The organism is Conyzicola sp. (assembly GCF_046714715.1).
GTDB lineage: Bacteria > Actinomycetota > Actinomycetes > Actinomycetales > Microbacteriaceae > Conyzicola.
Genome location: NZ_JBKKAD010000005.1, coordinates 26,481 through 39,489 on the forward strand (window position 1 = coordinate 26,481; position 13,009 = coordinate 39,489).

At 69.3% G+C, this 13,009-nt stretch carries 12 protein-coding genes; 10 read left to right on the forward strand and 2 right to left on the reverse strand.

Annotated features, from left to right (window positions below; translation table 11 throughout):
* The first annotated feature begins 10 nt into the window (after positions 1-10).
* The 5 genes from ACLQ6X_RS00470 (at position 11) to ACLQ6X_RS00490 (ending at position 6,285) form a co-directional block, all read left to right on the forward strand.
* On the forward strand, positions 11-1,243 hold the full coding sequence (locus ACLQ6X_RS00470) for a class I SAM-dependent RNA methyltransferase (RefSeq protein ID WP_411698196.1): 1,233 nt from the start codon (positions 11-13) through the stop codon (positions 1,241-1,243).
* Positions 1,244-1,357: 114 nt separating this feature from the next.
* Positions 1,358-2,062, forward strand: coding sequence for a response regulator (locus ACLQ6X_RS00475; protein ID WP_411698197.1), 705 nt, complete (start codon positions 1,358-1,360; stop codon positions 2,060-2,062).
* Positions 2,052-3,329 (forward strand): sensor histidine kinase, encoded by a 1,278-nt coding sequence (locus ACLQ6X_RS00480; RefSeq protein ID WP_411698198.1) that lies wholly within the window; start codon positions 2,052-2,054, stop codon positions 3,327-3,329. The genes ACLQ6X_RS00475 and ACLQ6X_RS00480 overlap by 11 nt, the downstream gene beginning before the upstream one ends.
* Entirely contained in the window at positions 3,326-4,360 is a 1,035-nt protein-coding gene (locus tag ACLQ6X_RS00485; protein ID WP_411698199.1) for a hypothetical protein, read from the forward strand. The genes ACLQ6X_RS00480 and ACLQ6X_RS00485 overlap by 4 nt, the downstream gene beginning before the upstream one ends.
* 518 nt (positions 4,361-4,878) lie before the next feature.
* Positions 4,879-6,285, forward strand: coding sequence for a glycosyltransferase (locus ACLQ6X_RS00490; protein WP_411698200.1), 1,407 nt, complete (start codon positions 4,879-4,881; stop codon positions 6,283-6,285).
* Positions 6,286-6,291: 6 nt separating this feature from the next.
* Here the strand turns inward: ACLQ6X_RS00490 and ACLQ6X_RS00495 are convergent, their stop codons facing one another.
* Together ACLQ6X_RS00495 and ACLQ6X_RS00500 are read right to left on the reverse strand one after the other, a co-directional pair.
* A complete protein-coding gene (locus ACLQ6X_RS00495; RefSeq protein WP_411698201.1) occupies positions 6,292-6,525 on the reverse strand; it encodes an acyl-CoA carboxylase subunit epsilon in 234 nt (77 codons plus the stop codon).
* Positions 6,522-8,120: an acyl-CoA carboxylase subunit beta gene (locus ACLQ6X_RS00500; protein WP_411698202.1), complete on the reverse strand. Its 1,599-nt coding sequence runs from the start codon at positions 8,118-8,120 to the stop codon at positions 6,522-6,524. The genes ACLQ6X_RS00495 and ACLQ6X_RS00500 overlap by 4 nt, the downstream gene beginning before the upstream one ends.
* 187 nt (positions 8,121-8,307) lie before the next feature.
* On the opposite strand from ACLQ6X_RS00500, the gene ACLQ6X_RS00505 reads away from it, so the two are divergent.
* Genes ACLQ6X_RS00505 through ACLQ6X_RS00525 form a run of 5 tightly spaced genes read left to right on the forward strand, consistent with a single transcriptional unit; the run spans position 8,308 to position 12,990 of the window.
* Complete coding sequence (locus ACLQ6X_RS00505; RefSeq protein ID WP_411698203.1) at positions 8,308-9,519, forward strand: cytidylyltransferase domain-containing protein; 1,212 nt, start codon at positions 8,308-8,310, stop codon at positions 9,517-9,519.
* Positions 9,516-10,388, forward strand: coding sequence for an N-acetylneuraminate synthase family protein (locus tag ACLQ6X_RS00510; RefSeq protein WP_411698204.1), 873 nt, complete (start codon positions 9,516-9,518; stop codon positions 10,386-10,388). Before ACLQ6X_RS00505 ends, ACLQ6X_RS00510 begins: the two co-directional genes overlap by 4 nt.
* An 11-nt stretch (positions 10,389-10,399) precedes the next feature.
* Positions 10,400-11,632, forward strand: coding sequence for a DUF6716 putative glycosyltransferase (locus ACLQ6X_RS00515; RefSeq protein WP_411698205.1), 1,233 nt, complete (start codon positions 10,400-10,402; stop codon positions 11,630-11,632).
* A gap of 20 nt (positions 11,633-11,652) precedes the next feature.
* Positions 11,653-12,450, forward strand: coding sequence for a biotin--[acetyl-CoA-carboxylase] ligase (locus ACLQ6X_RS00520; RefSeq protein WP_411698206.1), 798 nt, complete (start codon positions 11,653-11,655; stop codon positions 12,448-12,450).
* A gap of 3 nt (positions 12,451-12,453) precedes the next feature.
* A complete protein-coding gene (locus ACLQ6X_RS00525; RefSeq protein WP_411698207.1) occupies positions 12,454-12,990 on the forward strand; it encodes a PH domain-containing protein in 537 nt (178 codons plus the stop codon).
* Positions 12,991-13,009 lie beyond the last annotated feature (19 nt).

The window sequence follows — 13,009 nt, forward strand, 5'->3', positions numbered from 1 at the left end:
AACTCGGGGGATGGCTGAATCGAAAGAACTAGAGCTCGACGTTACCAACATCGCGCACGGCGGAATCTCCGTCGCGCGCCACGACGGCCGGGTGATTTTCGTGAGCGACGCGATCCCCGGCGAACGGGTGCTGGCCCGCATCACCGAGGATTCGAAGAAATCGTTCTGGCGCGCGGAGACCGTGAAGGTCATCGAGCCCAGCGAGCACCGCCAGATGCACGTCTGGTCGTCGGCGAGCGTGGCGCGCGCACCCGAGAACCGCGCGGGCGGCGCCGAGTTCGGCCACATCGAGATCTCGCACCAGCGCGAGCTCAAGCGCCAGGTCGTGGTCGACTCGCTGCAGCGGTTCGCCAAGCTCGACTCGCCCGTGGCCGACGACGTGGTCGTCGAGGCGCTGCCCGGCGCAGACGACGGCACGGGATGGCGCACCCGGGTTCGCCTGCACGTCGATGCATCCGGCCGCCCCGGTCCGTACGCCGCGCGTTCGCACACGGTGATCGCGGTCTCCGAACTGCCCCTCGCGACCGAGCTCGTGCAGGAGGCGGCTCCTCTCGACGCCAAGTTCGTCGGTGAAGAGCACGTCGACATCGTGCAGGCGGCGACCGGCGGAGCCCGTCTCATCGTCGGCGACCAGAAGCCGTCGACGATCACCGAGGTCGTGGGCGACCGCGAGTTCCGTCTCGCCGACACCGGATTCTGGCAGGTGCACACGCACGCCGCCCAGACCCTCACGACGGCCGTGCAGGAGGCGATCGACCCGGCGCTCTTCGACACGAAGGCCCACAACCTCGACCTCTACGGCGGGGTCGGTCTGCTCGCCGCCGCGGTGGGCGACCGGTTCGGCGCCGGCACCAAGATCACGAGCGTCGAGAGCGACGCCACGGCTACCGGCTTCGCCGCGCGCAACCTCGCGGAATGGATCGGGGCGGATGCCGCGACGGGACGGGTCGAGCGCTGGATCGCGCAACTCGCCGCCACCGCCAATGCGCACGACCGCGCACGACTGCGCGCCGCGACGATCGTGCTGGACCCGCCCCGCTCGGGTGCGGGCAAGCAGGTCGTGCAGGCCATCGGAGGACTGCAGCCGGCACAGATCGTCTACGTGGCCTGCGACCCCGTCGCGCTGGCCCGCGACGTCGGCCTGTTCGCCGAGCGCGGCTACGACCTCACCGCGCTGCGCGCGTTCGACCTGTTCCCGCACACGCATCACGTCGAGGCGGTAGCCACTCTCACGCGTCGCTAACGGCCTTATCTGACCGGGTCCGCTGTGTCGCGTGCACCGGCGATTGCCGCCGTGAGACTATTGCTGTGGCAGCCCGAGTCCAGGCGGTTGTCATGCGCACTAGACAGGATCGACATGGAGCACCCAACAGCTACCTCAGCGGGTGAGTTGGGGGCGGTTGCCGCCGTCCGAGTGGCCGTCGTCGACGACCACGAGTCTGTGCGACTCGGCCTCAAGGCCGCCTTCATCGACGAGGGCTACCAGTTTCTGATCGCCGCCGCGAACGTCAACGAACTCGTCGACGGCCTCGCCGGCCGCGAGTGCGACGTCGTTGTTCTCGACCTCTCGCTCGGCGACGGCTCGTCGGTCACCGAGAACGTCAAGCGGGTGCAGGCGCTGGGTTCGGCCGTGCTCGTGCACAGCATCGCCGACCGGGTGGCCTACGTGCGCGAGGCGCTCGCCGCCGGTGCCGCGGGAGTCATCCCCAAGTCGTCGGCCACCCGCACCGTCATCGCCGCCGCCGCGAGCGTCGCACGCGGCGAGGTGCTCAACAACCTCGAGTGGGCCACGGCGATCGACGCCGACGGCGACTTCGCCCGCGCCGAGCTCGGCCGCCGCGAGCGCGAGATCCTGCACCTCTACGCCTCGGGGCTGCCGCTCAAGCTCGCGGCCCAGCAGCTGGGCATCAGCTATTCCACCGCGCGCGAGTACCTCGACCGCATCCGAGTCAAATACGTCGAGGTTGGCCGGCCCGCGCCGACCAAGGTCGACCTCCTGCGCCGGGCCGTGGAGGACGGCATCCTTCCCGGGCTCGACTCGGACGGCGGAGATGGCCACTAAGCCACCCCCGGTTCGCGCCGTGCCCACGGGCAAGCGCAGTCCGATCAGCCGTCTACAGATCGAGGGACTGGCCTCCCGGCTCACCGCGGTGTTCGGCATCGTGTTCGGGCTGCAGACACTGCCTGTGCTGCTGTCGCAGATCGACGCATCAGAACCGCTGTGGGCGTGGATCGTCGTGCCGGCTCTCTACGCGAGCATCGTCGTCGCGTTCGTCGCGGCTATGGCGCAGCGGTGGGTCGTCGGCACCAACATCGTCGTGGCCTCGATCTACCTTCTGGCTCTCGCGACCTGGCCGCTGGCGATCACCGTGCCGAGCGACGGCCAGCTCGACCGCTACTGGCTGTATTTCCTGGTCACCTATGCGACGGCCACGGCCACGGTGGGTTTCAGCCTGCCGATCGCCACCTGCTACCTGTTCGCGGCGCCCGTCATCTACGGATTCATCCGCGTGACGCCCCAGGGCGGCAACGCTTCGGTGCTCGAGGCGACGCTCGAGGTCGTCTATTCGATTCTCATCGGCGGCGCCGTCGTGCTCATCATCACGCTGTTGCGGCAGGCCGCGGCCGCCGTGGATGTCGCCCAGTCGGCCGCGCTCGACCGGTATTCGCGCGCCGTGCACGCCCACGCCACAGAGATCGAGCGCGTGCAGGTCGACTCGATCGTGCACGACAGCGTGCTCACCACCCTGCTCTCCGCCGCCAGGGCCTACACGCCGGAAGCGAAGCGCATCGCGGCGACCATGGCGTCCAACGCGATCGGGCATCTGCGCGAGGCCGCCCTGGTGAGCCCCGACGACGGCGGCTCGGTGCAGCTCTCCGCCGTCGCCCGCCGCATCTCGGAGGCCGCGTCGAGCATGAGCGCGCCGTTCGAGCTGCGCACCCGCGACGTGTCGGCGCAGGGGATGCCGCTGCAAGCGGCGGAGGCGGTCTATTCGGCGGCCGTGCAGGCGATGGTCAACAGCCTGCAGCACGCCGGCCAAGACCCGCGGGTGAGCCGCTGGGTCACCATCCGCGGCGCCGTCCCCTCCGGCATCGAGGTCGAGGTGGGCGACACGGGCGTCGGGTTCTCATTCGTCGACCTCCCGGCCGAGCGGATGGGCCTGCGCGTGTCGATCGTCGAACGGGTGACGAACGCCGGCGGTCTGGTCGAGATCGACTCCGCGGTCGACGAGGGCACGGTCATCGCGATCCGCTGGCCCCGGCCGCCGGCCCCCGGTGCGCTCGGCGACCACGCGCGAGCCCCGGCCGGCCCACGGGGGATCGCATGATCATCGGTATCCCACGCTTCATCATCGTCGGCATCGGGGCATCGTTCTCGGTGTACCACGTCATCCTCGGCCTGCTCACCCTGGACGTGCCCGCGTCGCCCGAGCCGGTGATCGCCGCCATGGTGCTCTACCTCGGCGCGACCGTGCTGAGCCTGCTGCGTTTCGGCCCGCCGCGCATGCCGATCTGGATGGCCGCCTTCAACGTGGCCGTCGTCGTCGCCGTGCCGCTGCTCGTGACGAGCGAACTCGACCCCGACCGGGAGGGCGGCAACGGCTACGCCACCTGGTACATCGCCGCGGTCGGAACGCTGATGGCGATCACCTCGACCCGGCGACGTCACCTCTTCGCCTGGGCCGGCATCGCGTTCCTCGTCTTGCAGTCGATCGTCTGGGGCGGCCCGGCGACCCTCGTCGAGCTCGGCGTCGTCGGAAGCGTCTCGTGGGTCGTCATCTCGCACGTTCTCAGCCACTCGATCGCGAAGGCCACGAAGGATGCCCGTCGGTTCGCCTACGCCGAGCGCGAGGCCGCCGACTGGCAGGCGGCCCAGGAGGCGCACGTGTTCGAGCGCCAGTTCCGGCTCGGCCAGACCAGTTCGAGCGCCCTGCCGATGCTGCGCCAGATCCAGGCGAAGGCGGGCGATCTCAGCGAGGCGGAGCGACAGGAGTGCCTCTACCTCGAGGGAGCCATCCGCGACGAGATCCGCGGCCGCAACCTGCTCAACAACGCCGTGCGGGAGCAGGTGATGCTCGCCAGGCGGCGGGGCGCCATCGTGACCCTCCTCGACGAGGGCGGCATGGACGCCGTCGTCGAACCGGCGCGCGGCCGGGTGCTCGACCAGCTGGCCGAGGCCATGCGCGGCAGCTCCGCCGACAAGATCATCGTGCGCACCGCGAGCGAGGGCAGCGATACGGCCATCACCGTCGTCGGCCTGCGCAGCACGGGGGCCGACGGCGCCGACTCGGCCGGCGACGAGCTCAACGACGACGAAGACGACGAAGTGGACCTCTGGCTGGAGATCCCGCGCGCGTAGCCGGTTGCCGGGTGCCGACCGCTGCCGTACCTCGTTATCGAAGTCGCCCGTTAACTGACTACAGGGCCGGAGACGAATCTCCGGCCCTGTGTCAAAATCCGAGTCAGGGCACTAACCCGAATAGCACCCTGACTCGCCTCCATGAGTTAGCCCGCTTACCCTAGTCGGCTAACAAATGGTGGTGTAACTCGATGAGAGACACCTAGCACTAGTAATACTGCCGGTTGGTGAAACTATTGCACAGTCGTCATTTAGGAGGACACTCGGGGTACAGTTTTGCACCCCTCCCGCAGCCCTGCCAATAACCTAGCGGGACGCCCGTCTTTTCGCCACGAATTCCGGGGTACATCGGGCGAAAACAGGCCTTTAGAACCGCCCGCAGCGCACCGCACAGATGAATCCCTCTCGCGGTTGTGCGGATTCCGCGGAGCCGGCGCCAGCTCCCATCCGGCCGCTGCGGCCGGCTGATAGTGTCTCTGAGGCTGGCGTCTGGGTCGCCGGCGGAAACGGGTGCGGAAGTGAAACTGGGATCTGACGGCGAACGACCAGTCCGGGTGGTCATCTACACGATCGGCTCGCTCGGCGTGCGTCTCGCGGGACCCGCGATCCGCGCCCACAGGTTCGCGGAGGCGCTCTCCCGCGTCGCCGAGGTGCGTCTGCTGTCCGAGACATCCGCGACCATTTCGAACGACGACTTCCTGATCGCACGCGCCGGCGGCGACGACCTCGTCGAGCACATCCGTTGGGCCGACGTGCTGATCATGCAGAGCTCGCTGCTGACCTACCTCCCCGAGGTGCTCGACACCGACACCATCATCGTCGCCGACCTCTACGACCCGTTCCTGCTCGAGCAGCTGCAGCAGGGGCTCTACACCGGTGACGAGGACCAGCGCGAGACCGCCGACTTCACCGTGCGCACCGTGAACGACATGCTGCGGTTCTCCGACTACTTCATCTGCGCGTCGGAGAAGCAGCGGGACATGTGGATCGGCCAGCTCACCGCCGTCGGCCGGCTCAACCCCGAGACATACCGTGACGACCCCTCGCTGCGTCAGCTCATCGACATCGTGCCCTTCGGCGTCGACGAGACGCCGCCCGTGCAGACCGAGCACGGCATCCGGGGTGTCGTCGACGGCATCTCGCTCACCGACAAGGTGGTGCTCTGGGGCGGAGGGATCTACGACTGGTTCGACCCGCAGACGCTCGTGCGCGCCATCGCCCAGCTCGCCGAGAAGCACGACGATCTGCGCCTCTTCTTCCTCGCCAAGAACCAGGTCGACCCCGATTCGACGTCGATGGAGATCGTCGAGCACACCGTGCAACTCGCGCGCGACCTCGGCGTTCTCGACTCCAGCGTGTTCTTCAACGAACACTGGGTGACGCACTCCGAGCGGGCGAACTACTTCCTCGACGCGGATGTCGGCGTGAGCACCCACCTCGATCACCTCGAGACGGCCTTCAGCTTCCGCACGCGCCTGCTCGACTACATCTGGACCGGCCTTCCCATCGTCAACTCGGCCGGCGACGCTTTCGAGAAGGCGATCGTCGAGCGCAACCTCGGTCGCGTGGTCGAACCCGGCGACGTCGACGCCCTCGCCGACGCCCTCGAGCAGATGCTGTACAACGACGAGCTCTCGGCCGAGGTCCGCGCCAACGTCGCCGCGTACGCGCCCGAACTGATGTGGTCGACGGCGGTCAAGCCGCTCGTCGAGTTCGTGAGCACCCCGCGTCGTGCGGCGGACTTCCCGCGCATCGAGAAGGCGCACGCCGACGACATGGCCGAGCGGCTGCGCGAACGCCTCGCCCGTGAGGGTCGCACGCCCGAGACCCCGGCGGAGACCGCCCTGCGCGAAATGCGGTCGAGCGTCTCGTGGCGCATCACCGCCCCGTTGCGCAAGCTGCGCGGGGCCGTGCGCCGGCCGTAGCCGGCTTCAGGCGGAGAAACCGCGCCAGGTGTCGTGTCCGCGCACGATGGGGGTGCGGATGGCGCGCTGGCTGCGCTGCCAGGCAGAGGGGGCGGATGCCGCGTCCCGCTCGTGCTCGCCGGCGAGCTCCTCGAGGGCGGCACCCAGCACCGCCGTCACCGCGGCGACCTCGGCGGGGGTCGGGTCGCCCGACACGATCGTGAACGACGCGGGCGCGGCGTCGGGTAGCTGCGAGGTCACAGCGGGATGTTCCCGTGCTTCTTGGGCGGCAGCGTAGCGCGCTTGGTGCGCAGGGCACGCAGCGCCTTGATGATCGCGACGCGGGAGGCCGCCGGCTCGATGACGCCGTCGAGCTCGCCGCGCTCGGCCGCGAGGAACGGGCTCGCCACGTTGTAGGTGTACTCGTTCGCGAGCTTGGTGCGCACCGCGGCGACGTCTTCGCCCGCTGCCTCCGCCGCCTTGATCTCGTTGCGGTAGAGGATGTTGACGGCACCCTGCCCGCCCATCACCGCGATCTCCGCGGTCGGCCAGGCGTAGTTGAGGTCGGCGCCGAGCTGCTTCGAGCCCATCACGATGTACGCGCCGCCGTAGGCCTTGCGGGTGATGATGGTGACGAGCGGCACGGTGGCTTCGGCGTAGGCGTAGAGCAGCTTCGCGCCGCGGCGGATGACGCCGGTCCACTCCTGGTCGGTGCCCGGCAGGTAGCCGGGCACGTCGACGAGGGTGATGATCGGGATGGAGAACGCGTCGCAGAAGCGCACGAAACGCGCGGCCTTCTCGCCGGCCTCGATGTTGAGGGTTCCGGCCATGGAGTTCGGCTGGTTCGCCACGATGCCGACCGAGCGGCCCTCGACGCGGGCGAAACCGACGACGATGTTCGGCGCGAAGAGCGGCTGGGTCTCGAGGAAGTCGCCGTTGTCGACGATGTGCTCGATGACGGTCTTCACGTCGTACGGCTGATTGGGGCTGTCGGGGATGAGGGTGTTGAGCTTGCGGTCGGCGTCGGTGATCTCGAGTTCGACGGCGCCGTCGTAGACGGGCAGCTCGGCGAGGTTGTTGTCGGGCAGGAAGCTGATGAGAGCGCGGGCGTAGTCGAGCGCGTCGCTCTCGTCGCTGGCGAGGTAGTGCGCCACACCCGAGATGCTGTTGTGGGTCAGGGCCCCGCCGAGCTCCTCCATGCCCACGTCTTCGCCGGTGACGGTCTTGATCACGTCGGGGCCGGTGACGAACATCTGGCTGGTCTTGTCGACCATGATCACGAAGTCGGTGAGGGCGGGGGAGTACACGGCGCCGCCGGCCGCCGGGCCCATGATGATCGAGATCTGGGGGATGACGCCGGAGGCCTGGGTGTTGCGGCGGAAGATCTCGCCGTACTTGCCGAGGGCGACGACACCCTCCTGGATGCGAGCTCCTCCCGAGTCGAGCATGCCGATGATCGGCACACCCGTCTTGATGGCGTGGTCCATGACCTTGATGATCTTCTCGCCGGCGACCTCTCCGAGTGAGCCGCCGAAGATGGTGAAGTCCTGGGCGTAGACGGCCACCTGGCGCCCGTGGATGGTGCCGAGTCCCGTGACGACGGCGTCGCCGTAGGGCCGCTTCTTCTCCATGCCGAAGGCGTGAGTGCGGTGGCGCACGAACTCGTCGAGTTCGACGAACGACCCGTGGTCGAGCAGTTCGTCGATGCGCTCGCGCGCGGTCTTCTTGCCCCGCGCGTGCTGCTTCTCGATCGCGGTCTCGCCGCTCGCCGTCACGGCCTCGTGGTAGCGAACCTTCAGGTCGGCGAGCTTGCCCGCGGTCGTAAAGAGGTCGGGATTGGCGTTCTCTGGATTCACGGTTTCACTCTACTGGTGCGCCTTCGGGGCGCCCGGCTGTCGAAACGTACAGAAAGGCCAGCGTTCGCTTGCACGGATGTTGCGAAGTGGTCACTTCCCGTTAACCTCGGCGTATCCTTCGCGGTCATCTCGCGCCCGTAACGTCACCACATTGGCAGCCAACCGGTCGCCGTGAATGGAGTTCCGCGTGCACCAATCGGCCGAGGTCGTCGCCGTCATTCCGGCGCGCGGTGGGTCGAAGGGCGTGCCGCGTAAGAACCTGCGCGAGGTGGGCGGGGTTCCCCTCGTGGTGCGGGCCATCCGTAACGCCCAGGCCGTGGCATCCATCGACCGGGTCGTCGTCTCCACCGACGACGACGAGATCGCCGCCGTCGCGTTCGCGGCGGGCGCCGACGTCGTCGACCGACCGGCCGAGCTGGCGGGCGACGAGGCGAGCTCCGAGGCAGCGCTGCTGCAGACCCTCGACGCGCTCGACGCGCGCGGCATCGACACCCGCATCGTGGTCTTCATCCAGGCCACCTCCCCGTTCATCGACCCGGCCTCGCTCGACCAGGCGGTCGCCCGCGTCGACGCCGGCGCCGACGACGTCGTCTTCTCGGCCGTCGAGACCCACGCCTTCCTCTGGAAACTCGACGCATCGGGCGCCGTCGGGGTCAACCACGACCATTCCTTCCGCCCGCGCCGCCAAGACCGCGACGCCCAGTTCCAGGAGACGGGCGCCTTCTACGTGATGCGCGCCGACGGATTCCGCGCCGCGGGCTACCGCTTCTTCGGCACGGTGGGCATCGTCACCGTCGACGAACGGCACGCGATCGAGATCGACACCGAAGAGCAGTTGGCCGTGTCATCCGTTCTCGCCCGCGCTTTCGATCCGGATGCGCCCGAGCCCGACGCGGCCCCGGTCAGCTCCGCGCCGACGGCCATCGACGTCGACGCCGTCATCACCGACTTCGACGGCGTGCACACCGACGACCGTGTGCTCGTGGCCGAGGACGGCAGCGAGTTCATCGTCGCCAACCGCTCCGACGGCATGGGCGTGCGCCTGCTGCGCGAGGCCGGCGTTCCCATGCTCATCCTCTCCACCGAGGTGAACCAGGTCGTCTCCGCTCGGGCCCGCAAGCTCGGCGTCGACGTCCGCCACGGCCTCAGCGACAAGGCGAGCGCGCTCGTCGAGTGGGTCGAGGCGCACGGCTTCGACCTCGAGCGGGTCGCCTACCTCGGCAACGACGTCAACGACCTCGCATGCCTCGATCTCGTCGGATGGCCCATCGCGGTCGCCGACGCCCATCCCCTCGTCATCGCAGCAGCCCGGGTGGTACTCACCCGACGCGGCGGCGACGGCGCCGTTCGCGAACTCGCAGAGCTCGCTATGCCAACCGATAAGGAAAACTACGCATGACCATCAACATCGGAACCCACTCCATCGGCACAGGCGAGCCCGTGTATGTCATCGCGGAGATCGGTCTCAACCACAACGGCAGCGTCGAGCTCGCCAAGCAGATGATCGACGTCGCCGCCGACGCCGGAGCCCAGGCCGTCAAGTTCCAGAAGCGCACCCCCGACGTGTCCACGCCCGAGCACATGAAGGGCGTCATGCGCGAGACGCCCTGGGGCACCATGACCTACCTCGAGTACCGCTACCGCGTCGAGTTCAACCGCGAGCAGTACATCGAGATCGGCGACCACGCCCTGCTGCGCGGCCTCGACTGGTTCGCATCGCCGTGGGACGAGCCCGCCGTGGCGTTCCTCGAAGACCTCGGAGTCGTGGCCCACAAGGTCGCCTCGGCGTCGGTCACCGACATCGGCATGCTGCAGGCCCTCGCGGCCACGGGCAAGCCGGTCATCCTGTCGACCGGCATGTCGACGATGGACCAGATCGACGCGGCCGTCGACGTTCTCGACCGTGAGCGTCTCGTGATGCTGCACGCCACCTCGTCGTACCCGATGCCCACCGAGGAGGCCAACCTGCGCATGATCCCCGCGCTCGCCGCCCGCTTCCCCGACCTGCCCATCGGCTACTCGGGACACGAGCGCGAGCTGCAGATCAGCCTCGCCGCCGTCGCGCTCGGCGCCACCGTCGTGGAGCGTCACCTCACGCTCGACCGTGCCATGTGGGGTTCCGACCACTCGGCTTCGCTCGAGCCCGCCGACTTCGTGCAGCTCGTCGCCGACATCCGTGTCGTCTCCGAGGCGCTCGGCGACGGCGTGAAGCGCGTGTTCCCCGGAGAGCTGGCACCGCTGGCGAAGCTCCGTCGCGTCCAGGCCTGAGAGAAGCGCGCGTGAGAGCTCTCGCCCTCGTCGACACCGACTCGTACGTGAAGTGGGGGGCCGCGCTGCTCGCGCAGCTCCCCGCCGACTGGACGAGGGAGATCGCCGTCGTCGCGACCCCCGGTGCCCCGAGCGTGCCCCAGCTGTCGGCCGCGCTCGCGGGCAGCGGGTTCGACGGTGCCGCGCGGCAGCTCACCCTCGACGCGCTGCACGAGCGGGTGCTGCTCGAGCAGCCCGACGTGATCATCGTCGCGATGCGCGGGCCGGCGGCCTCCGTCGTGCTGCGCGTGCTCTCGGGCGTGCCCAACCGCCCGGTGTTCGTGAGCGGGCTGCCGGGCATCTCGATCCCGGCCACCTGGAAGGCGCTGTTCTATCGCGCCCAGGCCGACCTGATGGTGCTGCACAGCAAGCGCGAGATCCGCGAGTTCGCGGTCGTCGCCGTCAAACGGGCCTGGACGCACCGGCTCGTGCTCGCCACCCTGCCGTTCATCGAGCGTCGGCCCGCGGCCGGCGGCGGCGACATAGTGTTCGCCGTGCAGTCGATCGTTCCCCTGATGCGCCCCGAGCGCGAGCGAGTGCTCGACATCCTCATCGACACCGCCGTGCGCAACCCCGACCACCGCGTGGTCATCAAGGTGCGGGCGGTGAGCGGCGAGCAGCAGACGCACGACGAGGAGTTCAGCTACCCCGACCTGCTGGCACAGCGGGCCTCGGCGCCCCACAATCTGGTCGTGGCATCCGGCCCCATGTCCGCGGCGCTCGACACCGCGCTCGGTTTCGTCACGGTCAGCTCGACCGCGTCGATCGAGGCGATCGCCCGCGACGTGCCCCTCGTCGTGCTCGACGAGTTCGGGGTCTCCGACGAGCTCATCAACCCGGTCTTCCTCGGCAGCGGGCTGTTCGGCGACGGCGAAGCCGTGGCGTCGCTCGCGTTCGCGCGACCCGATCCCGGTTGGCTCGACGACAACTACTTCCACGCTCCGGAAGACGACGACTGGATGCGCGCCCTCGACGACCTGCTCGCGCAACGCGCGTCGGCGCCGCTGCCGCACCGCCCCTCGCTGCGGGGCACCCTCGGCGGGCTGCTGCGCCGCGCGTGGGAGCGCAAGCAGGCGTTCGGCGAACACGACCGTTCGGCGCTCGGAGCCGTCGCGCTCGTCGTGGGCACACCCGCCCGCACCGCGCTGCTCGCGGTGCGCCGCCTGTCGCGCGGACGGCAGCACACGTGGGTATCGAAGGGCTGACCGGCGGTTAGCCTTGACGCATGGAGCTCCCCCTCAGCGCGGCCGCGGTCGACCACCTCGAGATTCTTCCCGAGGCCGGCTCCACCAACGACGAGCTGGTCGCGAGGGCGGGTGGGCTCGGCGACTTCGCCGTCGTGGTGACCGGCAGCCAGACCGCCGGGCGCGGACGCCTCGGCCGCGTGTGGGTGGCCCCGCCCGGCGCGAGCCTCGCGATCTCGGTGCTGTTGCGGCCGGTGCTGCCCGGCGGCCAGCCGCTCGAACTGCGGCACTTCGGCTGGCTGCCGCTCATCGCCGGTGTTGCCATGACCCGCACCGTGCAGGCGATGCTGCCCGAGCGGAACGTGGGGCTCAAGTGGCCCAACGACGTGCAGGTCGACGGGCTCAAGATCTCCGGGCTGCTCGCCGAGCTGCTTCCGGCCGGTGACGCCGTCGTGATGGGCGCGGGTCTCAACCTGTCGCTCACCCGCGAGCAGCTGCCCACTCCCGTCTCGACGTCGCTCGACCTCTCCGGCGCCACGCTCTCGGGCGACGAACTCGCCGACGCGGCGCTCAGCCGCTACCTGCTCGAACTGCGCGAGCTCTACACCGGCTTCGTGCGGCTCGGTGCCGACCCGGTCGGCAGCGGCGTCGCGCAGCAGCTCACCGAACTGTGCACCACGATCGGCCGGCAGGTGAAGGTCGAACTGCCCGGCGTGGCCGACCTCGTCGGCACGGCGGTCGGAATCGACGGCAGTGGGCGGCTGCAGGTGCGCGGCTCGTTGGATGGCCTCGTTACGGCTGTCGCCGCGGGCGACGTGACACATCTGCGGTATGAATGACACATGTCCACTGAGAGCCGGGTGCCCGAGGCCGTCGTCGCGCGGCTGCGTCCGCACGGCCGCGCCCTCTTCTGGCCGAGCCTCGCGCTCATCCTGATCCTCGGCGCCACCGGATACTTCTACGGCACCTTCGACGAGCCGTGGCAGAACATCGCCGTACTGGCCGGCGCGCTTCTGCTCGGCATCCTGCTCTGGCTGTTGCCACTGCTGCACTGGCTGGGCCGGCACTACACGATCACCACCCGCCGCATCGTGCTGCGCAGCGGATTCTTCGTGCGGATGCGCCAGGAGCTCCTGCACAGCCGCGGGTACGACGTGACCGTGCGCAAGAACGCGATGCAGGCGATCTTCCGCAGCGGCGACGTGCTGATCAACACCGGCCTCGACAACCCGATCGTGCTGCGCGACGTGCCGGCGGCCAACCTCGTGCAGGCCGCACTGCACGACCTGATGGAACACAGCCAGAACCCCGTCGCGGCTCGGCGCCAGCAGGAACAGTCGGCGGCCCCCGACGAGACCACCGCGTGGGGCGTGCGCTAACCCGCTGCCCCGATCTGCG

Bases quoted from the DNA above. Each gene is read 5' to 3' on its own strand.
- ACLQ6X_RS00475 (WP_411698197.1), top strand. From the start codon at position 1,358: ATGGAGCACCCAACAGCTACCTCAGCGGGTGAGTTGGGGGCGGTTGCC.
- ACLQ6X_RS00485 (WP_411698199.1), top strand. From the start codon at position 3,326: ATGATCATCGGTATCCCACGCTTCATCATCGTCGGCATCGGGGCATCG.
- ACLQ6X_RS00510 (WP_411698204.1), top strand. From the start codon at position 9,516: ATGACCATCAACATCGGAACCCACTCCATCGGCACAGGCGAGCCCGTG.
- ACLQ6X_RS00480 (WP_411698198.1), top strand. From the start codon at position 2,052: ATGGCCACTAAGCCACCCCCGGTTCGCGCCGTGCCCACGGGCAAGCGC.
- ACLQ6X_RS00520 (WP_411698206.1), top strand. From the start codon at position 11,653: ATGGAGCTCCCCCTCAGCGCGGCCGCGGTCGACCACCTCGAGATTCTT.
- ACLQ6X_RS00525 (WP_411698207.1), top strand. From the start codon at position 12,454: ATGTCCACTGAGAGCCGGGTGCCCGAGGCCGTCGTCGCGCGGCTGCGT.
- ACLQ6X_RS00470 (WP_411698196.1), top strand. From the start codon at position 11: ATGGCTGAATCGAAAGAACTAGAGCTCGACGTTACCAACATCGCGCAC.